This is a genomic window from Cellulomonas sp., from assembly GCF_965229465.1.
Classification (GTDB): Bacteria; Actinomycetota; Actinomycetes; order Actinomycetales; family Cellulomonadaceae; genus Cellulomonas.
Genome location: NZ_OZ245882.1, coordinates 560413 through 585118, shown reverse-complemented (window position 1 = coordinate 585118; position 24706 = coordinate 560413). Strand labels below are relative to the sequence as shown.

The following is a 24706-nucleotide window of genomic DNA, read 5'->3' as shown; positions in this document are numbered from 1 at the left end:
CAGTCTATCTGACGCCTCCCGCCGGCCGGTCGCCGCCCCGCCGGGGCTACGATCCTCGGATGACGACGACGCACGCAGGCACCGGTGCCGAGACCGACTCGACGGCGGGCGACGTCCCCCCGACCGGGTCCCTGGAGCACGCGGACGCCGTGGAGCTGCTCGGTCTGGTCGCCCAGCTGGAGCACGTCGCGTTCGCCCGCCTCGCGGCCGACTCGGCCCTCGCGCCGACGATCGAGCAGCGCCTCGAGCTCAGCCGGTTCGCCGCCGCGGCGGTCGCTCGACGGGACCGGGTGCTGGCCCGGATCACCGAGATCGGCGCCGACCCCGTGGCGGCCGTCCGGGCGTACGACGCGGTGCTGGACGACTTCGACGCCCGCACCCCGCCCGGCTCCTGGTGGGAGCGGCTGCTCAAGGCCTACGTCGGGTACGGCGTGGCCGACGACTTCTGCCGGCTGGCCGCGGAGGGCCTGGACGCCGGCTCCCGCGCGGTGGTGCTCGAGGTGCTCGACGACGCCTCGCACGCCGAGCTGGCCGTCGCGGAGCTGGATGCCGCGGGCTCCGCGGACGGCGTGCTCACCGCGCGTCTCGCGCTCTGGGGCCGACGACTGGTCGGCGAGGCGCTCGGCGTGGTGCAGCGGCTGCTGGTGCAGCGCCCGGCGCTCGTGCGCCTGGTCGCGCTCGGCTCCGCGAGCCAGCCCGACGCCCCGCCGAACGCCCCGACCAAGCTCTTCGGTGAGCTCACCGCCCAGCACACCCGTCGGATGGCACGCCTGGGCCTGACCGCCTGACGCACCGCGAGAGCCCCGCCCGGACGGATCCGGGCGGGGCTCTCGTGTACGTCGGTCAGATGTTGCCGAAGCCGACGCGACCCTTCGTCTCCGAGCCGATCTCGACGTAGCCGAGGCTCGCCGTCGGCACGATGACCCGGCGTCCGCGGACGTCCACCAGCTCGAGGGCCGGCCGGCCGCTCAGTGCGGCGGCCACGGCGGCAGCGACCTCGTCCGGCGTCTGGTCGGACTCGAGGCTGATCTCCCGAGGCAGGTTCTGCACGCCGATGGTGATCTCCACCGTCATCTCCTTCACGTCCTTACTCCACGCTGTGGTTCTCGAGGTCGTACCCGTGCCTACGTCAGCCCGGTGGGCCGTGGCACGTCGTCCGATCCTAGGCGTCCTCGTAGACGAAGTCGGGCCGGATCAGCGCGGACACCCCGCCCCAGGCCAGCTGGGTGACCAGCTCGACCGTGCGCTCGGGCCCGACGTCGCTCGGCTGGCGCAGGCGGTGCGTCGCCGCGCCCTGCGCCATCGCGATCAGGGCGACGGCCAGCATGCCCGCGTCGTCCAGCGGCAGCGCTGTGACCTGCGACAGGACGACGGTGATGCGGCCGGCCGCCTCGGAGGACGCGTGCTCGACCCGGGCCCGGACGTCGGCGTCGTGCGTGACGTCGGACTCGAACAGCAGCGCCGACGACTCTCCTGCGCCCTCGACGAACATGATGTACGCCTGCACGATCGCGGCGATCACGTCGCGTCCGTCCCCGCGCCGCACGGGCCCCTGCTCGATGCCGGCCACGGCCTTCTCCACCGCGACGAGCAGGTCGGCGCCGTTCTGGTCCACGACCGCGAGGTACAGGTCGAGCTTGGAGGGGAAGTGGCGGTACAGGACCGGCTTGCTGACCTCGGCGCGTTCCGCGATGTCGTCCATTGAGACGTGGTGGAAGCCCTCGGACGAGAAGAGCTCCTGGGCGACGCGCAGCACCTGGGCGCGCCGCTCGTCGCGGGCCATCCGGGGGCTCCGGGGCCTCGGGGTCGAGTCGTCTGTCCCGTCCGTCATCCCGCGATGGTAGCCACGGGATGTGTCCGGGATGCGACGATGGCCGGGTGACAGCCCCGGAACCGCTCCGGACGGACCAGGGACCGACGCGTGCGTCTCGACGCTCGTCGGTCCCTCGTCGTCGTCCGCGGGCGGCGCGCCGGCACCGGTCGGGCACCGTCCTGAGCATGGTCCCGGGAGTCGTCGCGGTCGCGATCGGGCTGACTCTCGGTGCGGGCGGCGGGTTCTGGGTCGTGAGCGCACCGCGAGCCGCCGCGATGGTCGACGACGTGCTGGGCACCTCGTCCGCCGCCCCGGCCGAGCCGGTGGATCGCGTGGGCTCGCAGAGCCGGGCGTTCTCCGGCCGCGCCTCGATCGTGCCGGAGCCCGTCGAGGTGCCCCACGGGATGCTCCCGACCGAGCAGCCGCCCAGCATCGTCGCCCTCCCGCCCGGGCTGACCGCTGCCGACGTGGCCGCCGGGCTCCTGTCGAGCGAGATCCCCGAGTCCGGGTCGGGCACCTTGACCGTGGTCCCCGGGGTGGATCCGGGGCCGGGCACCGGTGCGGTCCGCACCGTGCGCGTGGAGGTCGAGGACGGGCTGGCCGTCGACGGTGCCGCGTTCGCGGCGACGGTCATGGCCACGCTGAACGACCCGCGCGGCTGGGGCGCGGACGGCTCGTTGTCGTTCGCCCGCACGGACGGCGTCGCGGAGCTCAGGGTGGTCCTGGCGTCGCCCGCGACGGTCGACGACCTCTGCGCACCGCTGCGCACGGGCGGCGAGGTGTCGTGCGGGCGCAACGGGCACGCCGTGCTCAACCTGCGCCGGTGGGTGCTGGCGACCGCCGAGCTGGCGGGCGACAAGGTGAGCTACCGGCAGTACCTGGTCAACCACGAGGTGGGCCACCTGCTCGGGCACGGGCACGAGCGGTGCGGCGGCGCGGGTCAGCTGGCGCCCCTGATGCAGCAGCAGTCGTACAAGGCGGCGCCCTGCATCCCGAACGCGTGGCCGTTCCCCTGAGCACCTGAGCGCCGCGCGCGGGTCGTGCGCGGCGGTGTCGGTGGCTCGTGATGGGATCGGCTCCGTGACCAGCCCCCCGCACGCCCTGCGCCTCGTGCGCCCGGCGTTCGCGGACGTCCCTGCGCGTGGTCCCGGGACCCTGGTGGAGCTCGACCCCGACCAGTCGGCGGCGGTGTCGGCCACCGACCGTGCGCTGCTCGTGCTCGGCGCGCCCGGCACCGGCAAGACGACGGTCGCCCTCGAGGCGGTCGTGGCGGCCGTCGAGGCGGGCATGTCGCCGGAGGACGTGCTCGTCCTGTCGTCGGGCCGGCGCGCGGCGGCGGACCTGCGGGACCGGCTGTCGGCGCGGCTGCGACGGACGTCCGGACGGCCCCTGGTGCAGACCGCAGCCGCCGCGGCGTTCTCGGTGCTCCGCGCCCGGGCGTCGCTGCTGGGCGAGCCGCCCCCGACCCTGGTCTCCGGCGCCGAGCAGGACCTGCTGATCGGTGACCTGCTGGCCGGGCACGCCGCCGGAGAGGGCGTGTCGCTCGCGTGGCCGCCCGAGGTCCGGCCCGACGTGCTCGGCCTGCGCCCGTTCCGCGACGAGCTGCGCGACCTGCTGATGCGCGCGGCCGAGCGCAGCCTCACGCCGGTGGACCTGGCCGCGCTCGCGGACGCCCACGGCCGGCCTGCCTGGGCCAGCGCCGCCCGGCTGTACGAGGAGTACCTCGACGTGGTCCAGCTGCGCACCGGCACGCCGGACCTGGGGGCCCGGCTGGACCCGGCGGTCGTGGTCGACGAGGCGGCGCAGGCGCTGCTGACCTGGGAGGACGAGGTGCCCGGCGCGGTCCGCCCGCGGTGGCGGCTGGTGGTGGTGGACGACCACCAGGAGAGCACGTCGGCGACGGCGCGCCTGCTGCGGGTGCTCGCGGACGACGGGGCGCGCCTGCTGCTGCTGGCGGACCCGGACGCGGCGGTGCAGACGTTCCGGGGCGCGACGCCGTCGCTGGTCGGGCGCGCGGGCCTCGACGGTCCCGGACCCGGGGAGCTCGGTGCCCGCACGGTGGTGCTGCGCACCGCCTGGCGGCACGACCCCCGGCTGCGCGACGTCGTCGGTCGGGTCGCGGAGCGGGTCGGCGCGGTCGGCGCCGTGCAGCACCGGCGCGCGGTCCCCGCCCGGCCCGACGGCGGCGAGGTCCGGGTCGCGGTGCTGCCCAGCACCGCGCAGGAGGCGGCGTTCGTCGCGCACGCGCTGCGCAGCGCGCACGTCGAGCGGGGCGTCCCCTGGGGCGAGATGGCGGTCGTCGCGCGGTCCGGGGCACAGGTCACCGCGCTGCGGCGTGCCCTGGCCGGAGCGTCGGTGCCGGTGAGCGTGCTGGGCAGCGACGTCCCGCTGCGCGAGGAGCCCGCCGCGCGGCCGCTGCTGGACGCGATGCGCGTGTGCGTCGGCGCGGCGGAGCTCGACGCCCCCACGGCGGCGCGGCTGGCGTGCTCGCCGCTCGGCGGCCTCGACACGGTCGGCCTGCGTCGCGTGCGTCGCGCGCTGCGCACCCACGAGCTGGCCCAGGGCGGCGGCCGCACCAGCGACGCGCTGCTCGTCGAGGCGCTCTCGTCGGACGACGGAGCGGCCGCCCTGCCGACCGCGGTGCGCCCGATCACCCGGCTGGCGCGGGTGCTCGCCGAGGGGCGTCGGGCCGCGGAGCTCCCGGCCGCCGATGCGCAGACCGTCCTGTGGGCGCTGTGGCGCACGGCCGAGCAGGCCGAGCCGTGGCGCCGTTCCGCGCTCGCCGGGGGAGCCGCGGGCGAGCGCGCGGACCGTGACCTCGACGCGGTGCTGGCCCTCTTCCGCGCGGCGGAGACCTTCGTCGACCGGATGCCGCGGTCGTCGCCGGCCGCCTTCGTCGACTGGCTCCAGGCGCAGGACCTGCCCTCGGACTCGCTCGCGGCCCGCGCGCGGCGCGCCTCGGTGCAGGTGCTGACCCCGGCGGGCGCGGCGGGGCGCGAGTGGGACGTCGTCGTGGTGGCCGGCGTGCAGGAGGGCTCCTGGCCGGACCTGCGCCTGCGCGACTCGCTGCTCGGCGCCCAGGCCCTCGTGGACCTGGTCGCCGGCCGCGCGGTGCCGGGCGCCTCCGACGACGCCCAGGCGGCCGGGGCCGCGCGCGACGCGGTGCTGGCGGACGAGCTGCGCTCGTTCGTCGTCGCCTGCTCGCGTGCCCGCCGCTCGCTGCTGGTGACGGCCGTGGACGACGCCGACCACCAGCCGTCACCCTTCGTCGAGCTCGTCGACCCGTCCGACGACGACGGCGACACCCGCCGCACCAGCGTCCCGAGCCCGCTCGACCTGCGGGGACTCGTCGCGCAGCTGCGGGCGCACCTGGAGCAGGCGGCGCTCGACGGCGTCGAGCCGGACCCGGCCGCCGCCCGCACGCTGGCGCGACTGGCGGCGGCCGACGTCACCGGCGCCGATCCGGCCCAGTGGTACGGCCTGGCCGAGCCGTCCAGCGAGGCGCCGCTGTGGGAGGCGGGCGAGCGCGTGCCGGTCTCGCCGTCCAAGGTCGAGACCGCGCAGCGCTGCGCCCTGCGGTGGGCGCTCGAGGCCGCGGGCGGGACGTCGTCGGCGAGCGGCGGGCAGAGCCTCGGCACGCTGCTGCACGCCATCGCGCAGGAGCACCCGCGCGGCACCGAGGCGGAGCTGTCCGCGGCGCTCGACCGCCGGTGGGGCGAGCTGGGCCTCGGCGCGGGCTGGCCGGCGCTCGCCACCCGGCGCAAGGCGGACGCCATGGTGCACCGGCTCGCCGTCTACCTGCGGACGGCCGGGGAGCCGCTGCTGGTGGAGGGGTCGTTCGCCGTCGACACCGAGCGCGCGTCGCTGCGGGGGTCGGCCGACCGGATCGAGCTCGTGCAGGACGGCGCCGCCGGCCCCGTGGTGCGGGTGGTGGACCTGAAGACCGGCGCCAGCCCGCCGAGCGTCAGCAAGGCCGCGGAGAACCCGCAGCTGGGCGCCTACCAGCTGGCGGTCGACGCGGGCGCGTTCGACGGGCTGCCCGAGGGTGCCACGAGCGGGGGCGCGCAGCTGGTCTTCCTCGGCACGGGCGCCACCGCCACGACCCGGTCCCAGGACGCGCTCGGGCCCGAGGTGGACGGACCCAGCTGGGCGCGGACGATGGTCGACCAGGTGGCGGACAAGATGGCCGCCTCGACGTTCCAGGCCACCACCAACGACCTGTGCGACCGCTGCCCCGTGCGGCGCTCCTGCCCGGTCCGCGGCGAGGGCGGACAGGTGGTCGCATGACGCTGACCGCCGCGCAGATCGCCGCGCTCGTGGGCCAGCCGCCGCCCACGCCCGAGCAGCGGGTCGTCATCGAGGCCCCCCTCGCGCCGTCGCTCGTGGTCGCCGGTGCCGGGTCCGGCAAGACGGAGACCATGGCCGCACGGGTGGTCTGGCTGCTGGCCAACGGCATCCTGGCGCCGGACCAGATCCTGGGCCTGACCTTCACGCGCAAGGCGGCCGGCGAGCTGTCCGAGCGGGTACGCAAGCGGTTGCGCACCCTCGCCCGGGCGGCCGCGGCCGAGGGCGTGGTGCTCGGCGGCGAGGTCGACCCCGAGCGCGGTGCGGCCCTGGCCGGCCTCGCGCGGCCGACGATCTCCACCTACAACTCCTACGCGGCGTCCCTGGTGTCGGACCACGCGCTGCGGCTCGGGCTCGACCCGTCGGCCCGGCTGCTCGGCGAGGCGGCGCAGTGGCAGCTGGCGTCCGAGGTGGTCGAGGCGTGGAGCGACGACCTCGACACCGACGCCGCCACGTCGACCGTGATCGAGGCGGTGCTCACCCTGTCCGGTGCGCTGGACGAGCACCTGCTCGACGCGGCCGGAGCGCGCAGCGGGATCGAGGGCATCATCGAGGACCTCGTCGCGACGCCCGCGGGCACCCCGCCGCGCGAGCCGTACGCCGAGATCAAGCGGCTGCTGCGGTCGCTGGGGGAGCGCGTGCGCGTGCTCGACCTCGTCGCCGAGTACCGGACGCGGAAGAGGGCGAGCGACGCGATCGACTTCGGCGACCAGGTGGCGCTTGCCGCGCGGCTGGCCCTCGACGTGCCCGAGGTGGGCGCCGGTGAGCGGCAGCGGTTCCGGGTCGTCCTGCTCGACGAGTACCAGGACACCTCCTACGCCCAGCTGACCCTGCTCGGCGCGCTGTTCGGTGCCGGGCACCCGGTCACGGCGGTCGGGGACCCGCACCAGTCGATCTACGGCTGGCGCGGTGCGAGCGCGGGCGGGCTGGAGGGCTTCCCGACGTCGTTCCCGCAGGTGCACCCGGACGGCTCGCGGTCGCCGGCGGACGTCCACCTGCTGTCCACCTCGTGGCGCAACGACCGGCTGATCCTCGCGGCGGCCAACCACGTGGCGGCGCCGCTGCGAGCCTCGGCCACCCGGGTTGCCGTGCCGGTGCTGGCCGCGCGGCCCGGTGCGGGCGAGGGCCACGTCCACGCGCACGTCGCCGAGACGGTCGAGGACGAGGCGCGTGCGGTCGCGCAGTTCGTCCGCGACCGGTGGCAGCCCGCCGGACCGGGACGCGACCGGGTCACCGCCGCGGTCCTGTGCCGCAAGCGGTCCCAGTTCGAGACGCTGCGCCGCGCCCTGCGCGACGCCGGGCTGCCGGTCGAGGTCGTCGGGCTCGGCGGCCTGCTCTCCGCGCCCGAGGTGGTCGACCTGGTCGCCCTCCTCCAGACCGCTCACGACCCGTCCCGCGGCGACGCCCTCATGCGCCTGCTCACCGGCGCGCGCACTCGGCTCGGCGCCGCCGACCTGCACGCGCTCGCGGCGTGGTCCGGCGAGCTGGCGGCGCGGCACGGTGGTGACGCGGGGTCACGGGGGCGCACGGCGGCAGCCTCGGACGAGGTGGTGGTCGAGGCGGACGCGGTCGACGAGCGCAGCATCGTGGACGCTCTCGACGCGATCACCGAGCTCCCGGCGCAGGGGTGGACCAGTCGCGGTGGCCGGACGCTCAGCGCGGTCGGCCGGGCGCGGCTCGCCGACCTCGCCCTGACGTTGCGGGTGCTCCGCGCGCACACCTACCTGTCCGTGCCGGAGCTGGTCGGCGAGGCGGAGCGGCTGCTCGGGCTCGACATCGAGGTCGCCGCACGCGCGCGCACCTCGCCGGGTCGTGCGCGCGCGCAGCTGGACGCGTTCCGGGACGTGGCGGTCGAGTTCGCCCGGTCCGCCGACCATCCCAACCTGGGCGGCTTCCTCGCGTGGCTCGAGGCGGCGGACACCCGCGAGAACGGCCTGGACATGCCGGTCTCCGAGCCCGACCCGGACGCGGTGCAGCTCATCACGGTGCACGCGGCCAAGGGCCTCGAGTGGGACGTCGTCGCCGTCGCCGGGCTGGTGGACGGCGGGCTGCCCGCCACCGCGACGCAGGGCAAGGACGGACCGAAGGACTCGGCGTGGCTGACCGGGCTCGGCTCGCTGCCCTACCCGCTGAGAGGCGACCGTCACGACCTGCCCGAGTTCGCGTACTCCGGCGCCGACGACCCGAAGGAGCTCGAGGACCGGCGCAAGACGTTCCTGCTCGCGGCCGGCGACCACGAGGTCGCCGAGGAGCGCCGCCTCGCGTACGTCGCGCTCACGCGTGCCCGGTCCGACCTGCTGCTCACTGCCGCCTGGTGGGGCGACGGCTCTCGCGTCCGCAAGATCTCCCTGTTCCTGGACGAGCTGGCCGAAGCCGGCCTGGTCGAGACGGGCGGCTGGGAGCTGGCGCCCGAGGACGGCGGGACGAACCCCCGCGACTCGCTCGTGCTCACGGCCACCTGGCCCTCGGACCCGTTCGGCGCCGACGCGAGCGCGACCCGTCGGCGGCACGTCGACGAGGCGGCGGGACGCGTCCGCGCCGCCATGGCCGCGCAGCAGGTGGTGGTGCGACCGCCGGACGAGCCGCAGGTCGCGCAGGCCGACCCGCCGGACGCCCATCCGTGGGACCTGCTTGCCGACCGCCTGCTGGCCGAGCGCGAGCGGGTCCGGACCCCGTCGGGCGAGGTCGAGCTGCCCGCGCACCTGTCGGCCTCGGCTCTCGTGCGTCTCGACGGCGACCCGGCCGAGTTCGCGCAGCACCTGCGTCGCCCGGTGCCGGCCGAGCCGTCGCCGCAGGCCCGCAGGGGCACCCGGTTCCACGCGTGGGTCGAGGGCTGGTACGGCAGCGCGTCCCTGGTGGACGTCGACGCGCTGCCCGGTGCCGACGACGACTCCGCGGTCCTGGACCTCGACGAGCGCGCGCTCCGCGAGGCGTTCCTGGCCACCGAATGGGCCGACCGCTCGCCGGTCGCGGTCGAGGTGGACATCGAGATCTCGGTCGACGGCTACGTCCTGCGCTCCCGGATCGACGCGGTCTTCCCCGACCCCGCCGGGACCACGGAGGAGCCCGGCGTCGTCGTCGTCGACTGGAAGACGGGGTCACCGCCGAAGGACGAGGCCGCACGGGCGTCCCGCGAGCTCCAGCTGGCGGTCTACCGGCTCGCCTGGTCGCGCTGGACCGGAACACCCCTCGAGCGGGTGCGCGCCGCGTTCTGCTACGTCGGCGCGGGCGTGACGGTCTACCCGGAGCGGTTGCTGGACGAGGCGGAGATCGCCGACCTGCTCAGCGCGGCCACCCGCGGCCCGCAAGCACCGGGAGCGGTCGCGCCGCGGGTCAACCGACGCGGCGCCCGGACCAACACACCCACCCGCCGCCGTGCGGGATGGGAGGGCTCAAACGCGGCCCCTGCCCGACGCGCCACCCCCCGGCCGTCGGCGCCCACGCTCTTCGACGGCGAGTGACCTCAGTTCACGAACCCGCCGAGGTCGCGGGCGTTGTGCAGACCGCCCCACGAGACGGAGCGGTCCGTCACGCCAGCAGCGGTTCGGCCTCGGCGTCCCGGTCCTCGCGGGTGTGTGCGTCGAGGTCCTCGAGCATGGCGACTGCGTCGTCGATGATCTCCGCGTCCTGGGTGCGCACCCCGTAGAGCAGCCACCGGGCGAGCGCGAGCTCCCCGGCGAGCAGGGCGCGGTCGGCCAGGTGCGGGTCGGTGAGCTCGGTCCGGCGCAGCTGGTACGCCTCCATGATCGAGTCGGTGGCGTCCGGGTGGGCCGCGACGAGCAGCCACGCGAGGTCGTCGGCGGGGTCGGCCACGCAGGCGTCGCCCCAGTGCAGGATCCCGGTGACCGTGTCGCCCCGGACCAGGACGCGGTCGCTGGTGAGGTCGCCGTGCACGACGGTCGGGCGGAAACGCCACATCGCGACGTCCTCCAGCCGCTCCTCCCAGCGCCTCAGCAGCGCGGGCGGGACCTTGCCGGTGCGCGCGGCCTCGTCGACCTCTGCCTGGCGGCGCTGGCGGTACTCGCCGGCGTCGTAGGCGGGCAGGCCGGCGTTCTCGATGATGACGGTGGGCAGCTCGTGCACCGCGGCGATCGCGCGGCCGAGCGACGCGGCGAGGCCCGGGCCGGGGCCGAGGTGCTCGAGCCGCAGCGGCTCCCCGGGGATCTCGGCGTGCACGGCGGCGCGCCCGCCCTCGGGCAGGTGCGCGAACCCGGCCGGGGCGGGCACGGCGAACGGCAGCTTCCCGCGCTCCGACTCCCCGGCGAGCATCGCCAGCAGCACGACCTCGGCCTCGAGCGCTGCACCCGCAGCGGCATGCTGCGGGGCGCGCACCACCCAGCGGTTGCGGTGGGCGTCGATGACGACAGCCGTGTCGAAGTCGGACCCGGGCTGAGCGGGCCGTCGGACGTCGAAGGCGTCGAGTCCCGGGACGGCGACGGTCGCCAGCGCGGCCAGGGCGAGGGGGGATCGGACCACCCGCCCAGGATAGGCGGGCCGCGGAACCGTCCCGGCCCAGCCGCTCGGCGTGTCTTCGTCCGATTGGTCCCGTCGCGCCCGCTTTCCGCGGGCCGGTGGAGTCGGCGCCGCGTACGGTGACCGGCGTGATCGTTCCGGATGACCTCCCGCTGTCCCGTGCCGGCGTCGACCGGGCCGCGCTGCTGCGCACCGAGGACGGGTTCGTCCGCGACGCCCTCGCCGACCCGGCGACGCGCGTGCTCCTCGTCTGCGACGCCGCGGTGGTGACCACGCCGGGGCCGGCGGTCGCGCTGCTCGACCCGGCGGACGTCGCCCGACTGCTGCCCGCCGACGACGAGGCATGGCTGCTGCTCGGCCGGGGCGACGGCGGCGAGGCGTACCTGGCGCGCAGGGTCGTGGACCGCAGGCCCGCGCCGGCGGTGGGGGAGGCGTCCGACGTGCTCGTGCACACCGCGCCGACCAGCACGGGCCCTGCGGTGGCGCCGACGCTGCCCGACGGGCTGAGCTGGACGGCGCTGCGGGACATCGGTGCCGACCTGTCGGCGCAGGAGGCAGGGCTGGCCACCACGGCGGTCGCGCTCGACGCCTGGCACGCCCGGCACCCCCGCTGCCCGCGTTGCGGCGCCGAGACGCGGGTCGCGCAGTCGGGCTGGACGCGGGTGTGCGTCCTCGACGGGTCGGAGCACTACCCACGGACGGATCCCGCGGTGATCATGGCGGTGGTCGACGCCGACGACCGGATCCTGCTGGGGCACGCGGCCCACTGGCCGGCCGGGCGGTGGTCCACGCTCGCGGGGTTCGTCGAGGCGGGGGAGTCGCTCGAGCACGCGGTGCGCCGCGAGGTCGCGGAGGAGACGGGCGTCGTCGTCGGCGACGTGTCCTACCGGGGCAGCCAGCCGTGGCCGTTCCCGGCGTCGTTGATGATCGGGTTCAGCGCCCAGGCCCTGTCGACGGCGGTCACGGTGGACGGCGTCGAGCTCACGGAGGCGCGCTGGTTCTCCCGGGGCGAGCTCGCCGACGCGGTGCGCACCGGGGAGGTCATCCCGCCGGGGCGGGCGTCGATCGCGCGGGCCCTCGTGGAGGAGTGGTTCGGCGGGCCGCTCAGCTGAGGCGGTCGCGGACCTGCGCGAGCGACGGGTTGGTCACAGCGGACCCGTCGGGGAACACGACCGTGGGGACTGTCTGGTTGCCGCCGTTGAGCGACTCGACCAGTGCCGCCGCGTCGGGGTGCTCCTCGATGTTCACCTCGGTGTAGCCGATCCCTGCGGAGTCCAGCTGCGTCTTGAGCCGACGGCAGTACCCGCACCAGCTGGTGGAGTACATCGTGAGGGTGCCGGTCTCGGGCAGGGTCTGCGTGGTCATCGGTCCTCGTCGGTCGGGTGTCGAGCACGGTCGTGGCGAGATCGTCGCCCAGGGCAGCAACGTCCGCAAGCCCGGGACTCTTCCCGGGTCGCTCGGACGGGGTCGCTCGAACGGGGGTTGTCCACCGGTCGCGTCGGGCGTGTGGGCCGGTGCTGCGAGACTGTGCCCGATGTCCGCCGAAGCCCTCCTGGACGCCCTCGACCCCGAGCAGCGTGCCGTCGCGACCACCCTGCGTGGACCCGTCCGCGTGCTCGCGGGCGCCGGCACGGGCAAGACCCGGGCGATCACGCACCGCATCGCGTACGGCATCCAGGTGGGCGCCTACCGGCCGGCCAACGTGCTGGCCGTGACGTTCACCGCCCGCGCCGCCGGCGAGATGCGGACGCGCCTGCGACTGCTGGGCGCGTCCGGTGTCCAGGCCCGGACGTTCCACGCGGCCGCGCTGCGCCAGCTGGGGTTCTTCTGGCCCAAGGTCGTCGGGGGGCCGCCGCCGCGGATCCTCGAGCAGAAGGTCAAGCTCGTCGCGCACGCAGCCCAGCTGGTCGGCATCGAGACGGACCGGGAGAGCGTGCGGGACCTGGCCTCCGAGATCGAGTGGGCCAAGGTCTCGCTGGTCACGGCCGACGACTACGCCAAGGCCGCCGCCGCCACCGACCGGCCAGGGCCCGGGGGCATCGACCCGCAGTCCGTCGCGCGGCTCATGGCGGCGTACGAGTCCGCCAAGGACCAGCAGGGCGTCATCGACTTCGAGGACGTGCTCCTCCTGCTCGCGGCCATGCTGGCCGAGCGGCGCGACGTCGCGGACTCGGTCCGGGAGCAGTACCAGCACTTCGTGGTCGACGAGTACCAGGACGTCAGCCCGCTCCAGCAGTACCTGCTCGACATGTGGCTCGGCGGCCGGCAGGAGCTCTGCGTGGTCGGCGACCCGAGCCAGACCATCTACTCGTTCGCCGGAGCCTCCGCCCACCACCTCACCTCGTTCACCGCCACGTACCCGCGCGCCACCACGGTCGAGCTGGTCCGGGACTACCGCTCGACGCCGCAGGTGGTCGGCCTGGCCAACCACGTGATGCACGCGTCGCGCAAGGCGGGCGGACCGGCGCCCCTGGAGCTTCGGGCGCAGCGCGCCGACGGGCCCGACGTCTCCTACACGACCTACGCGGACGACGACGCGGAGGCCGCGGGCGTGACCGCGGCGATCGCGGAGCTGATGCGCGGTGGCGTGTCCGCCGCCGACATCGCGGTCCTGTTCCGGACCAACGTGCAGTCCGAGGCGTTCGAGGCGGCCCTGTCCGACCGCGGCATCGCCTACCAGGTGCGCGGGAACGCCCGGTTCTTCGCGCGGGCGGACGTGCGCAAGGCCATGGTCCTGCTGCGCGGCGGCGCCCGCGCCGTCGACCCCGACCTGCCGATGCCGGACGCGGTCCGGGACATCCTGCGCAATGCGGGCTGGACCGAGAGCCCGCCGGAGGGCCGGGGTGCGGCACGCGAACGTTGGGACGCCCTCCAGGCGCTCGTCACGCTGGCCGACTCGCTCGCTGCGGCACCGCCGACCGGCAGCGGGCCGCCGACCGTCGCCGACCTGGTCGCGGAGCTCGACGAGCGCGCGTCCGCCCAGCACGCCCCGACCGTCGAGGGCGTGACCCTGGCGTCCCTGCACGCCGCCAAGGGCCTCGAGTGGGACGCCGTGTTCCTGGTGGGACTCTCCGAAGGACTGCTCCCCACGGTCCAGGCGCAGACGGACGCCGCCCTGGCCGAGGAGCGGCGCCTGCTCTACGTCGGGATCACCCGGGCCCGCGTGCACCTGCACCTCTCGTACTCGCGCGCCCGGCACCCGCGTGCGCGGGCGAGCCGCACGGTCTCGCGGTTCCTCACCGACCTCTGGCCCGACGAGCGCCGCCGCCCCGGAGTGCCGCGGCGCGAGCTCGACGACCGCCAGCAGGCCGTCGTCGACGCGCTCACCGCGTGGCGCGACGCCCACGCCGCCGAGCTGCGCCGCCAGCCGGCCTCGGTCCTGACCAGCGCGACCATCCGCGCGATCGCGGAGCGCTGCCCCGGCACGCTCCAGGAGCTGGGCTCGGTCCGCGGGGTCGGACCGATGACGCTGGCGGACGTCGGCGAGGACGTCCTGGAGACCGTACGCGCGACGGTCGCGCAGCCCGCTCGTTGACCCGATCGGGCGTTGGCGGAAACTCGTCGAGATTTCTTCGTTTATTCGGTTGTCCGCCGTGCAAGCCCGGTCCTAGTCTGGGCGACGTCCTTGTTGAGGGATCACGCCGAGAGGCGGGGATCCGAGCCGGAGAGGGGGTGGGTGCACCGATGAACACAAAGATCCAGACGCCGGACGCATATGCGTTCCTGCCGCGATCTGTCGCGCCCACCATGTTCCGGTTCCAGGGGATCGCTCTGCCCATCGGCGGCAGCGCCCTCGAGCTCATCGGCGGGTCGAAGCGTCGCACGGCGACCGATCCCCGCACGCAGCTGATCCGGACTCCCATGATCTGACCTCGATACGAGGCATCAGGCCGCGGAGTCCGAACTCGGACCCGCGGCCTTTCTGTTTCTCCCGATGATCCGGGTGGGACGGGTTGGCAGTCGGTCCGGCACCGACGCAACACGCTCACCAGCAAGGACATCAGGAGGACATCGTGCGGCTCACGACGCTGCTCGACACGGTGAACCAGGGCGGATCCGGCGCGTGGCCCCTCACCGACAGCACTTCGACGACCGACGACCGCCAGACGTTCGACCAGCTCGTCGCCGACTTCATCCCGTGCCGGGCGGGCGACCCCGAGCTGTGGTTCGCCGAGCGGACCGCGGAGGTCGAGAAGGCCAAGGCGCTGTGCCGCGAGTGCCCGCTGATCGAAGGATGCCTGGCCGGCGCCATCGAGCGTGCCGAGCCGTGGGGCGTCTGGGGCGGCGAGGTGTTCGTCGGTGGTGTGGTGGTCGCGACCAAGCGTGGTCGCGGTCGCCCGCGCAAGAACGCAGCACCGGCGGCCTGAGGCCGACCGTCACTCGGCCCGGCGAGCGCCCACCAGCGACGCCGGGAGGGCGGTGCACCCGCACTCGGGGTGCACCGCCCACGCGCGTCTGCGCGGCACGGCGTCCGGCAGCGACACCTCGTACGTGACGCCGGGGCCCAGGCCGACCAGCCCGTCCAGGTGGGCCAGCACGGCCGCGGCGCCGATCCCCGCGCAGACGGCGGCTGTCACGGCCGGCTCGCCCGGGGTCGCGCCCGCGCGCAGCTGGGCGACCAGGGTGGGCCAGGCACCGTCGGCGTCGGCGCGGTGCAGGTCCAGGCAGCGCAGGCAGGCGCCCCTGCCCGGCACGACGAGCGGACCGACGACCGTGTCGGCCTCCCGGACGACGACCCCGAGGTGCGACGTGCCCCCGGACACCAGCGCGGGACCGCGCGCCGGGTCGGCCGCCCGGTCCTCCACCAGGACCACGAGGTCGGGCCGACGGTCCGTGGCCGTCGACACGTGCGGAGCGACGTCCCGCAGCAGTCTCGCCGCGACCTGCTCGCGTGCCGACCCGGCGTCGGACCACCGATACCCGCAGCCGCCGACGTCGGTCGAACGCACGGGACGCTCGTCGTCGAGCAGCAGCGTGCCGACCCCGGCGGCCGCGAGCCCGACGGCGATCCCCAGCCCGGTGGGCCCGAGCCCGAGGACGGCAACGACCCGGTCCGCTCGCGCCCGGACCAGCCCGGCGCCGTCCCCGTCGGCGCGCAGCAGCGACCAGACCTCCGCGTCGACCGACGCCGGACCCCGCAGGGCCGCACCCGGCGGCCGCTGGTCCGTGAGCCGCGCGTCCACGAGCAGCGCGACGAGCAGGGCCGCCCTCTCCGGGTCGACCCCGCGGGCGCCCGCGCCGGCGGCCAGACCGGCCAGGTCCGTCCGGGCGTCGACGGACGCCAGCAGGTCCGCCTCTGCGGCGGTCAGGTCGGTCAGGCGGACCGCCCAGCGCGGGTCGGTGCCCACCTGGACCTCCGTGGCGGTGCGTCGCAGCACGCGCAGCCCGGCGCGCAGTCGCATGGGTCCCCTCTCGGCGTCGGGGTCACTCTGGCAGCGCTGCCGTCCGCCGCGCGGGCGTCATCCACAGCCCCGGACATGCCGAAGGGCACCGTCCGTCGCGGACGATGCCCTCGGGCGGGGTGGTGGTGCTCAGGCCTTGCCGAGGATGCGGTTGAGCTTGGTGCCGCAGACCGGACAGACGGCCTTGGCCATCCTGCGGCCCGACTCCGAGATCACGACGTCGCCCTCGGCCTCGCGCTTCTCCTTGCACTTCACGCAGTAGAACTCGCCTGCATACGTCTCAGCCATGGGGCCCTCCCTCGGTGTCCGTGCACCGGACCGGGGAACCGCCGGCCGGCGGCTCGGACGTGCTGGTGCAACAACGCCCTCGCGACGTCCACGGTAGTGCTCCAGACGCCCACAGCCCGCGGAATCGTGCAGGACGCGCCGTGCGTCGACGGGTGAACCGGGGCCTGTGGGCCCTGCGCGCTAGCGTGCACCTGTGCAGCCCACGCAGGACCTGTCGCAGGTCGAGATCCGCCGCTCACGCAAGCGCGTGCGCACGGTGACGGCCTGGCGCGAGGGCGACCGGACCATCGTGGCCATCCCCGCGCGGTTCACGCGGGCGCAGGAGCGCGAGTGGGTGCGGCGCATGCTCACGCGGCTGGCGGCCCAGGAGCGACGACGCCGACCGTCCGACGACGAGCTCATGTCCCGCGCCACGGACCTGTCGACCAAGTACCTCGGCGGTCGAGCGGTGCCGACGACCGTGCGCTGGTCGACCAACCAGGGCCGTCGCTGGGGGTCGTGCACGCCGTCCGACGGCACCATCCGGATCTCCGACCGGGTGCGCGGGATGCCGCGGTGGGTGCTCGACTACGTGCTGCTGCACGAGCTCGCGCACCTGCTGCACGCCGGGCACGGCCCGGAGTTCTGGGCGGAGCTGGACGCCTACCCGCGGACACTGCGCGCCCGGGGGTTCCTGGAGGGGTACGCGTACGCCGCCGAGCGAGGGGCGCAGCCGTCGCCGGGGGAGTCCGACGACGACGTGGACCGGCCGGCCGACGAGGTGGACGACGGTGGGGTCGACGAGCCGGAGGACGTCGTGTCCGACGAGGTCGACGTCGACGAGCTCACGGCCGATACCGACGACGAGGCGCTCGGGCAGCTCGAGCTGGACTTCGACGACCCGGGAGCTCGCAGGGCGCGGTGACCCTCGCGCCGGCGAACCCCGCGGGAGGACTCGTGCCGCCGACCGACGGCCGTCGATCGGAACGGTCAGGTCAGGCTTGCTGCCCCGCGTCGGGGTCCTCGCCGAGGATCTCCGCCAGCGCGCGGTCCACCTCGGCGGCGTCGTCGACGGCGGTCGCGCGGCGTGACGCGTAGCCCGACGGGTCGTCCAGGTCCTCGGTGCCGGGCAGCAGGTCGGGGTGGTCCCACACGGCGTCGCGTGCTGCGGCGCCGTTGTCGCGGGTGATCTGCGCCCAGAGCGCGGCCGCATCACGCAGCCGCCGGGGCCGCAGCTCGAGGCCGACCAGGTTGGCGAACGTCTGCTCCGCCGGCCCACCGGCGGCCCGGCGGCGGCGGATCATCTCGCGCAGGGCCATGGTGTGCGGCAGGTGGGGGAGCGCGGCGGTGGTGGTGACCTCGTCGACCCAGCCCTCGACGAGCGCCAGCGCCGTCTCCAACCGTTCGAGGGCGGCCTTCTGCGCGGGCGTCGTGTGCGGCGCGAAGACGCCACCGGAGAGGGCCTGCTGGAGCGCCGCCGTGTCGGTGACGTCGATCGAGCGGACCGCCTCCTCCAGCTGGTCGGCGTCGATGGTGATGCCGCGCGCGTACGCCTCGACGGTCGCGAGCAGGTGCGAGCGCAGCCACGGCACGTGGGTGAACAGGCGGGTGGCGGCCGCCTCGCGCAGGGCGAGGAACAGGCGGACCTCCTCCGCGGGGGCGTCGAGACCCTCGGCGAACGCGTCGACGTTGGCGGCGACGAGCGCCGTGGCGGGCTTGTCCAGCAGGGGGAGCCCGATGTCGGTGGTGCCGAACACCTCGTGCGCGAGGGTGCCCGCGGCCTGACCGACCTGCATGCCGAAGACGGCGGACCCCAGCTGGCGCAGCAGCTGAGACGGATCGATGCCGCCGGGGAGACCGAGCCCGCCGTCCGACCCCTCGGGCAGGGCACCGCCGAGCGCGCCGACGAGGGCCACGGACAGCGAGGACGCGACCGGCTCGGTCAGCGTGCGCCACGTCGGCAGGGTCGCCTCGACCCACTCGGCGCGGCTCCAGGCGCGTGGCGTGCCGGTGGACGGAGGCAGGTCGGTGGCGGCGTCGAGCCAGAGCTCGGCGACCCCGAGCGCGTCGATCACCTGGCGCGTCTGCCCGGGGCTCAGGGAGGGGTCGCCGCCCGCGGCGGCCTGCTGGCGCGCGAGGTCGTGGGCCATCTGCCAGTTCACGGGGTCGTCGCCCGAGGCGGCAAGCAACGCCTGGACCTGCGCGAACACCTGCTGGAGCGCGGCCGGGTCGTCCGGCAGGCCGGATGCCGCGGCCATCGCGCCGGGGTCGAAGCCGCGCTCCTGGAGCTCGCGGATGGCGTCGTCGGCGCCCTCGCCCAGCATCGCGCGCATGACCTGCTCCCAGGCGGGCACGCCACCATCGGCTCCGGGGACAGCGGAGTTGTCGGGGCTCACATGGACCTCCTGCGACGATAGGGCCGGCTGCGAACCACGGTAACCACGCAGCACAGGAACGAGGGATGGTGGCCGGGCAAATTCGCTCAGGGCGCAGCGCGCGACCGGGCGCCTCAGCAGCCGCGCCCGGGACCCCCGACGACGTCGTCGTGATCGGGCGCGGACCGATCGCGACCGCGGTCGCGTCCGCCTGGGACGGGAACGTCCGCACCCTCGACGAGGTCCCGGAGCAGAACCCGCAGGACGCGCTGGCCGGCGCCACGGTCGTCGTGCTCGTGGCGCACTCGGGCGATCTCGTCGCCGCGGTGGTCAAGGGCCGACGCGAGCGGGAGGCAGCGGTCGTCGCGCACACCCAGCGGGTCCTCGGTGCCGCGCGCGCGGTCGGTGCACGACACGTCGTCGCCGTCGGGTCCGCGGTCGTGCACGGGGCCTGGACCGACCGCCCCCAGATCAACGACGCCGACCCGTTGCCCCGCACGGACGACGCCGCGCGGGACGGGCTGGTGGGCGACCTGCTCGCCGTCGAGGCGGTGCTGGAGCGCGCGGGTCGGCGCCGGTCGCCCCTGGTCACGGTGCTGCGGCCGGCCGCGGTGGTCGGCCCGGGCATCGACACGTTCGTGACCCGGCACTTCGAGGCCCCCCGCCTGCTCACGGTGCGCGGTTCCGTCCGCCCGTGGCAGTTCGTGCACGTCGACGACCTGGCCGCCGCCGTGCGGTTCGCCGTGGACCACGCGCTCGGGGGCGTGCTCACCGTGGCGGCGCCGGACGTGCTCGATCCCGCGCAGGTCGAGGCGGCCTCGGGGATGCGTCGGGTGGAGCTGGCGGCCGCGACCGCGTTCGGCACCGCCGAGCGGCTGCACCGGGTCGGCGTGCTGCCGGCGCCCGCCTCCGAGCTCGCCTTCGTCGTCTACCCGTGGACCGTCGCGGCGGACCGGCTGCGCGCGGCCGGGTGGGAGCCGCGCTGGTCCAGCGCCGCCTGCCTCGACGTCCTGCTCGAGGGGGTCCAGGGCCGGGTCGCAGTCGCCGGGCGCCGGGTGGGCACGCGGGACGCGGCCACGCTCGGCGCGGCGGGGGCTGCGGTCGCGCTCATCGGCACCGCGGCGGTGTGGCGTCAGGCGCGGGCGCGTCGCCGCGGGTGAGCGCGACGGGGGATGATGTGGGCGTGCTCGACCAGCCGCCCTCCCCGTTCGACGTCGACGCGCCCCTGGGCGAGCCCGAACGCGTCAGCCCGCGCTCCATCACGCTCTCGGCCGGCATGCTGGTCACGGCGCTGCTGCTCGGTGTGCTCGTCATCCTGCCGGTGCCGTACGCGATCAGCAGCCCGGGTCCCACCCGGGACGTGCTCGGTGCGCACGACGGCACGCCCCTGATCCAGGTCGACGGCGCCGAGACGTTCGACTCCACGGGCGAGCTGCGCCTGACCACCGTGTCCGGCACGGGCGGTCCCGGCTTCCCGTCGAGCGCGGTCGGCGTGATCCAGGCCTGGCTGTCGCGCTGGGCGGTGGTCCAGCCCGTCGAGCTGCTGTACCCGCCGGACCGCACCCAGGACGAGATCGACGAGTCCAACACCGCCGAGATGGTCTCCTCGCAAGAGAACGCCGCGGTGGCCGCACTCACCGAGCTGGGGTACGAGGTGCCGGCGACCCTCGTGGTGGCAGGTGCCGTCGAGGGGACCGACGCGGAGGGCAAGGTCGAGGAGGCAGACGTCATCGTCGCGCTGGACGGTGTCCCGGTGCCCGACTACCAGGGGCTGATCGCCCAGCTGGACGAGGTCGAGCCCGGCGACACCGTGACGCTGACGCTGCGTCGGCACGGGCAGGCGGTCGACGTCCCGATCGTCACCGGGAAGAAGGACGACGGGCGCGCCCAGATCGGGGTGTTCATCGACCCGTCGTTCGACATGCCGGTGGACGTGACCATCGACATCGACGACATCGGCGGGCCGAGCGCGGGCACCATGTTCGCGCTGGGGATCATCGACAAGATGACGCCGGAGGACGAGGCGAACGGCGAGGACATCGCGGGGACGGGCACCATCGACGTCACCGGCGAGGTCGGGCCCATCGGCGGGATCCGGCAGAAGCTGGCCGGCGCGACGCGCGACGGGGCCACCTGGTTCCTGGCGCCGGCAGCGAACTGCGACGAGGTCGTCGGGCACGTGCCGGAGGGGCTGCGCGTCGTGCGCATCGAGACGTTGCACGACGCCCGCGAGGCGATCACCGCGATCGGCGCGGGCACGGCCGACGACCTGCCCACCTGCCGCTAGTCAGTCGAGCGTCGAGCGCACCGCGGCGACCAGGCCCGGCACCAGGTCCGGACCCTGCCCGACCTGGTCGGCGGAGTCGTTGGCGCGGCTGCGGACGGCGCACCACGACGGTCCGTCCCGCAGCGCCCCGACGACGAGTCGCACGTCCTGCCGCTCGGGGTGGGCCAGCAGGTACTCGAGCGCGGCGTCGGTGTCCTGCGGCATCGCCTCCTCGGCGGCCGGGGGCAGGACGACGCGCTCGACGGTGACCGCCATGCCATCCACGGTCGACGGCCAGGACAGACCGGCGAGCAGGGTCTCCAGGTCCGGCGCCGCGGGCAGCTCCTCCTGCTCGACGGACGTGAGGTGGGCCGGGTCGGACGTCGCCGCGGCCAGGACCTCGGGGTCCAGCTGGGCGGCGAGGCCGGGCTCCGTCTCGAGCATCGCCTGCGTGCGGACGAGCGCGAAGACGCGCACGGGACCGTCCCAGCCGGCCTCGGCGACGTGCTGCTCGATCTCGCGGACGGATCCGGCCAGTGCGGCCAGTGCAGGGGTGGGTTCGCTCACGGGCTCATGGTCGCATTCCTGTGGGAACCTGTGCCTCGACCGGCACGTTCAGCGTGCGAGTGGTGTGCGTCCTGTGCGTGCCGCTCGCCGCTACCTGACAGCACCCTGTTACCGACGACGAGGACCGCCACGCCGTGACATTCGGAAGCCCGCCGCCGCCCCGGACCAGCCCGCCCCGCGCGCGCCGGCGCGGAGCGCTCGCACCCACGCTGGTCGTTCTCGGCGTCCTCGTCGTCCTCGTCCTGCTCCTCGCCCAGGTGTGGACGGAGGTGCTCTGGTACCGCCAGCTCGGGTTCGGCGGCGTCATCGCCACCGAGTGGGGCACGCGCGCCGTGCTGTTCGCCCTCGGGTTCCTCGTCATGGGCGGCGCGGTGTTCTGGAGCCTGAACTTCGGCTACCGGTCGCGTCCCGTGTACGCGCCGTCGACGCAGGAGCAGGCGAACCTCGACCAGTACCGCGAGGCCATCGAGCCGCTGCGCCGCCTGGTGATGATCGTCGGCCCCGCCGTGCTCGGCCTGTTCGCCGGCGCCGCAGCGTCCCAGCAGTGGCAGACCATCCAGCTGTGGATGCACGGGGGGACCGTCGGCAAGACCGACGCCCAGTACGGCATCGACCTGGGCTTCTACCTGTTCACGCTGCCCGGCCTGCGGTTCGTCGTCTCGTTCCTCATGGCCGTGACGGTCCTCGCGGGCATCGGCGCCGTGGCCACCCAGTACCTGTACGGCGGCCTGCGCGTGGGCGGCCCGAGCGGTGGGACGCCGCGCACGACGCGTGCGGCCCGGGTCCAGCTGACGAGCATCGCGGCCGTGCTCATGCTGCTCATCGCCGGGAGCTACTGGCTGGACCGGTACTCGATCCTCATGAAGTCGGGGCAGAAGTTCGTCGGCGCCTCGTTCACGGACGTGCACGCCGTCATCCCGTCCAAGGCGATCCTCGCGGGCATCGCGATCTTCGTCGCCGTGATGTTCATCGTCACCGCGATCCGCGGCAACTGGCGCCTGCCCGCCATCGGCGTCGGCCTGATGATCGTCGCGGCCATCGCCGTCGGTGGGATCTACCCGGCCGTGGTGCAGCGGTTCCAGGTGCAGCCGAACCAGCAGGACGCCGAGGCCGAGTACATCCAGCGCAACATCGAGGCCACCCTCGACGCGTACGGGCTCGACGACGTCAAGACGACGGAGTACGACGCGGAGGTCACGGCCGAGGCCGGTGCGCTGCGCGAGGACGCCGACACGACGGCGTCGATCCGTCTGCTCGACCCGCAGATCGTCAGCCCCTCGTTCAAGCAGCTCGAGCAGATCCGCGCGTTCTACGACTTCCCCGACTCCCTGTCGGTGGACCGGTACGAGGTCAACGGCGAGAGCCGCGACACCGTGATCGCCGTCCGCGAGCTCTCGCTCGAGGGCCTGGACGCGCAGCAGCGCAACTGGACCAACGACTCGACGGTCTACACCCACGGCTTCGGCGTCGTCGCCGCCTACGGCAACACGACCGCCGGCCGTGGGGCGCCCGACTTCTGGGAGGGCGGCATCCCGTCCACCGGCGACATGGGCGAGTACGAGCCGCGCATCTACTTCAGCCCCAAGGCCCCGACGTACTCGATCGTCGGAGCCCCCGAGGGCGCGCGGCCCTGGGAGCTCGACTACCCGTCCGACAGCGGCTCCGGTGCGGCGAACAGCACGTTCCCGACGCAGACCGTCTCCGCGGGCCCGTCGATCGGCAACCCGTTCACCAAGCTCCTCTACGCGCTGAAGTTCGGCTCCGAGCAGATCGTGTTCTCCGACCGCGTGACCAGCGACTCGCAGATCCTCTACGACCGTGACCCGCGCGACCGCGTGCAGAAGGTGGCCCCCTACCTGACGCTCGACGGGCGCGTGTACCCGGCCGTGGTCGACGGCAGGGTCAAGTGGATCGTCGACGGCTACACGACGACGGACCAGTACCCGTACGCGGCCTCCCGCTCGCTCGACGACGCGACGACGGACTCCCTGACCGAGTCGTCCGAGACCGTCCAGGCGCTCCAGCCCAAGACCGTGAGCTACATCCGGAACTCGGTGAAGGCCACGGTCGACGCCTACGACGGCTCGGTCACCCTGTACGCGTGGGACACCGAGGACCCGATCCTCAAGGCCTGGGACGCGGTGTTCCCGTCGACGCTCGAGCCCCTGTCGTCCATCGACGGTGCGCTGATGAGCCACCTGCGCTACCCCGAGGACCTGTTCAAGGTGCAGCGCAACCTGCTCGCCCGGTACCACGTCACCGACGCCGGCCAGTTCTTCTCCGGCAACGACTTCTGGGCCAACCCGAACGACCCGACCAGCAGCGTCGCCGTCCCGCAGCCGCCGTACTACCTCACGCTGCGGATGCCCGACCAGGAGGAGGCCCGCTTCTCGCTGATGTCGTCGTTCATCCCCACCGGCACCAACGCGCGCAACGTGCTCACCGGCTACCTCGCGGTCGACGCCGAGGCGGGCAACGAGGACGGGAAACCGTCCGACGACTACGGCACGCTCCGGCTGCTCGAGCTCCCACGCGACTCGACCGTGCCCGGACCCGGCCAGGTGAACAACAACTTCGTCGCCGACCCGGACGTGTCCAACGAGCTCAACATCCTGGGTCGCGGCGACTCGCAGGTGGCCCGCGGCAACCTGCTCACCCTGCCGATGGGCGGCGGCCTGCTCTACGTGCAGCCCGTGTACGTCCAGGCGCGCACCGGCACCACGTTCCCGCTGCTGCAGCGCGTGCTCGTGGCGTTCGGCGACGACATCGGGTTCGCGGACACGCTCGACGGCGCGCTCGACCAGGTGTTCGGCGGCGACTCGGGTGCCGACGCCGGCGACGCGGGGACCGATCCCGACACGGGCACGCCGCCGACCGACGAACCGACGGCCGAACCGACGGCTCCGCCGACCGACCCCGGCACCGGGACCGGGACCGGCACCGACGCAACCGCTCGCTCCGACCTCGACCGCGCACTCCAGCAGGCCAAGGAGGCCATCGCTGACAGCCAGTCGGCACTGGCGCGCAACGACTTCGCGGCCTACGGCGAGGCGCAGCAGCGGCTCGACGACGCGGTGCGGGCCGCCCTCGACGCCGAGGCGCGACTGGGCGAGTGACGTGGTCCGGCCGGTGGTGACGCACGCCACCACCGGCCGGGCGCCCACGATTAGGCGGCCCCTCAGGCGTGGGGTAAGTTGTA

General features: G+C 74.9%; 19 protein-coding genes and 1 pseudogene. 12 read left to right on the top strand and 8 right to left on the bottom strand.

The genetic code is table 11. The features are described from left to right. Positions 1–59 precede the first annotated feature (59 nt). On the top strand, positions 60–788 hold the full coding sequence (locus ACO06A_RS02685; protein WP_421734546.1) for a ferritin-like fold-containing protein: 729 nt from the start codon (positions 60–62) through the stop codon (positions 786–788). 55 nt (positions 789–843) lie between these two features. Here the strand turns inward: ACO06A_RS02685 and ACO06A_RS02680 are convergent, their stop codons facing one another. Together ACO06A_RS02680 and ACO06A_RS02675 are read right to left on the bottom strand one after the other, a co-directional pair. Then, the gene (locus ACO06A_RS02680; protein WP_421736003.1) at positions 844–1068 is read right to left on the bottom strand and encodes a DUF3107 domain-containing protein; all 225 of its coding nucleotides are present in this window, start codon (positions 1066–1068) and stop codon (positions 844–846) included. 94 nt (positions 1069–1162) lie between these two features. After that, the gene (locus ACO06A_RS02675; RefSeq protein ID WP_421734545.1) at positions 1163–1831 is read right to left on the bottom strand and encodes a TetR/AcrR family transcriptional regulator; all 669 of its coding nucleotides are present in this window, start codon (positions 1829–1831) and stop codon (positions 1163–1165) included. A gap of 167 nt (positions 1832–1998) precedes the next feature. Between ACO06A_RS02675 and ACO06A_RS02670 the strand changes: the two genes are divergently transcribed. From ACO06A_RS02670 to ACO06A_RS02660, 3 genes are all read left to right on the top strand, one after another. Further along, positions 1999–2829 carry a DUF3152 domain-containing protein gene (locus tag ACO06A_RS02670; protein ID WP_421734544.1) on the top strand — a complete coding sequence of 277 codons (831 nt, stop codon included), beginning with the start codon at positions 1999–2001 and terminating at the stop codon, positions 2827–2829. Positions 2830–2893: 64 nt separating this feature from the next. Next, complete coding sequence (locus ACO06A_RS02665) at positions 2894–6100, top strand: ATP-dependent helicase (RefSeq protein WP_421734543.1); 3207 nt, start codon at positions 2894–2896, stop codon at positions 6098–6100. Beyond that, positions 6097–9618, top strand: a complete 3522-nt coding sequence (locus ACO06A_RS02660) for a UvrD-helicase domain-containing protein (protein ID WP_421734542.1) — start codon at positions 6097–6099, stop codon at positions 9616–9618. Before ACO06A_RS02665 ends, ACO06A_RS02660 begins: the two co-directional genes overlap by 4 nt. A gap of 67 nt (positions 9619–9685) precedes the next feature. Here the strand turns inward: ACO06A_RS02660 and ACO06A_RS02655 are convergent, their stop codons facing one another. Further along, entirely contained in the window at positions 9686–10633 is a 948-nt protein-coding gene (locus ACO06A_RS02655; RefSeq protein ID WP_421734541.1) for a phosphotransferase, read from the bottom strand. A 125-nt stretch (positions 10634–10758) separates the two neighbouring features. On the opposite strand from ACO06A_RS02655, the gene nudC reads away from it, so the two are divergent. After that, the gene (nudC, locus tag ACO06A_RS02650) at positions 10759–11742 is read left to right on the top strand and encodes an NAD(+) diphosphatase (protein WP_421734540.1); all 984 of its coding nucleotides are present in this window, start codon (positions 10759–10761) and stop codon (positions 11740–11742) included. Here nudC and ACO06A_RS02645 read toward each other — a convergent pair. Then, complete coding sequence (locus ACO06A_RS02645) at positions 11735–11995, bottom strand: mycoredoxin (protein WP_421734539.1); 261 nt, start codon at positions 11993–11995, stop codon at positions 11735–11737. The genes nudC and ACO06A_RS02645 overlap by 8 nt on opposite strands. A 169-nt stretch (positions 11996–12164) precedes the next feature. On the opposite strand from ACO06A_RS02645, the gene ACO06A_RS02640 reads away from it, so the two are divergent. From ACO06A_RS02640 to ACO06A_RS02630, 3 genes are all read left to right on the top strand, one after another. Continuing rightward, on the top strand, positions 12165–14165 hold the full coding sequence (locus ACO06A_RS02640; RefSeq protein ID WP_421734538.1) for an ATP-dependent helicase: 2001 nt from the start codon (positions 12165–12167) through the stop codon (positions 14163–14165). Positions 14166–14314: 149 nt separating this feature from the next. Next, positions 14315–14500, top strand: a complete 186-nt coding sequence (locus tag ACO06A_RS02635) for a hypothetical protein (protein ID WP_421734537.1) — start codon at positions 14315–14317, stop codon at positions 14498–14500. A gap of 143 nt (positions 14501–14643) precedes the next feature. Continuing rightward, on the top strand, positions 14644–14997 hold the full coding sequence (locus ACO06A_RS02630) for a WhiB family transcriptional regulator (protein WP_421734536.1): 354 nt from the start codon (positions 14644–14646) through the stop codon (positions 14995–14997). A gap of 9 nt (positions 14998–15006) precedes the next feature. Here ACO06A_RS02630 and ACO06A_RS02625 read toward each other — a convergent pair whose 3' ends face one another. Next, entirely contained in the window at positions 15007–16032 is a 1026-nt protein-coding gene (locus ACO06A_RS02625; protein ID WP_421734535.1) for a thiamine biosynthesis protein ThiF, read from the bottom strand. 129 nt (positions 16033–16161) lie between these two features. Next, positions 16162–16320 carry a DUF5679 domain-containing protein gene (locus ACO06A_RS02620; protein ID WP_175348182.1) on the bottom strand — a complete coding sequence of 53 codons (159 nt, stop codon included), beginning with the start codon at positions 16318–16320 and terminating at the stop codon, positions 16162–16164. Between the two features lie 193 nt (positions 16321–16513). On the opposite strand from ACO06A_RS02620, the pseudogene ACO06A_RS02615 reads away from it, so the two are divergent. After that, positions 16514–17101, top strand: a pseudogene (locus ACO06A_RS02615) (YgjP-like metallopeptidase domain-containing protein); the annotation flags it as partial. Between the two features lie 193 nt (positions 17102–17294). Here ACO06A_RS02615 and ACO06A_RS02610 read toward each other — a convergent pair. After that, positions 17295–18695, bottom strand: coding sequence for a zinc-dependent metalloprotease (locus ACO06A_RS02610; protein WP_421734534.1), 1401 nt, complete (start codon positions 18693–18695; stop codon positions 17295–17297). A 149-nt stretch (positions 18696–18844) separates the two neighbouring features. Between ACO06A_RS02610 and ACO06A_RS02605 the strand changes: the two genes are divergently transcribed. Together ACO06A_RS02605 and ACO06A_RS02600 are read left to right on the top strand one after the other, a co-directional pair. Next, complete coding sequence (locus tag ACO06A_RS02605; RefSeq protein ID WP_421734533.1) at positions 18845–19834, top strand: NAD-dependent epimerase/dehydratase family protein; 990 nt, start codon at positions 18845–18847, stop codon at positions 19832–19834. A gap of 23 nt (positions 19835–19857) precedes the next feature. Next, entirely contained in the window at positions 19858–20961 is a 1104-nt protein-coding gene (locus ACO06A_RS02600) for a PDZ domain-containing protein (RefSeq protein WP_421734532.1), read from the top strand. Here ACO06A_RS02600 and ACO06A_RS02595 read toward each other — a convergent pair whose 3' ends face one another. Beyond that, on the bottom strand, positions 20962–21507 hold the full coding sequence (locus ACO06A_RS02595; RefSeq protein WP_421734531.1) for a PPA1309 family protein: 546 nt from the start codon (positions 21505–21507) through the stop codon (positions 20962–20964). 134 nt (positions 21508–21641) lie between these two features. Here ACO06A_RS02595 and ACO06A_RS02590 point away from each other — a divergent pair, with 134 nt between their 5' ends. Then, positions 21642–24623, top strand: a complete 2982-nt coding sequence (locus tag ACO06A_RS02590; protein ID WP_421734530.1) for a UPF0182 family protein — start codon at positions 21642–21644, stop codon at positions 24621–24623. Positions 24624–24706: the final 83 nt, after the last annotated feature.

Coding starts and splice junctions, on each gene's coding strand:
- ACO06A_RS02685 (WP_421734546.1), top strand. CDS start 60: ATGACGACGACGCACGCAGGCACCGGTGCCGAGACCGACTCGACGGCG.
- ACO06A_RS02675 (WP_421734545.1), bottom strand. CDS start 1,831: ATGACGGACGGGACAGACGACTCGACCCCGAGGCCCCGGAGCCCCCGG.
- ACO06A_RS02670 (WP_421734544.1), top strand. CDS start 1,999: ATGGTCCCGGGAGTCGTCGCGGTCGCGATCGGGCTGACTCTCGGTGCG.
- ACO06A_RS02660 (WP_421734542.1), top strand. CDS start 6,097: ATGACGCTGACCGCCGCGCAGATCGCCGCGCTCGTGGGCCAGCCGCCG.
- ACO06A_RS02645 (WP_421734539.1), bottom strand. CDS start 11,995: ATGACCACGCAGACCCTGCCCGAGACCGGCACCCTCACGATGTACTCC.
- ACO06A_RS02640 (WP_421734538.1), top strand. CDS start 12,165: ATGTCCGCCGAAGCCCTCCTGGACGCCCTCGACCCCGAGCAGCGTGCC.
- ACO06A_RS02635 (WP_421734537.1), top strand. CDS start 14,315: ATGAACACAAAGATCCAGACGCCGGACGCATATGCGTTCCTGCCGCGA.
- ACO06A_RS02625 (WP_421734535.1), bottom strand. CDS start 16,032: ATGCGACTGCGCGCCGGGCTGCGCGTGCTGCGACGCACCGCCACGGAG.
- ACO06A_RS02620 (WP_175348182.1), bottom strand. CDS start 16,320: ATGGCTGAGACGTATGCAGGCGAGTTCTACTGCGTGAAGTGCAAGGAG.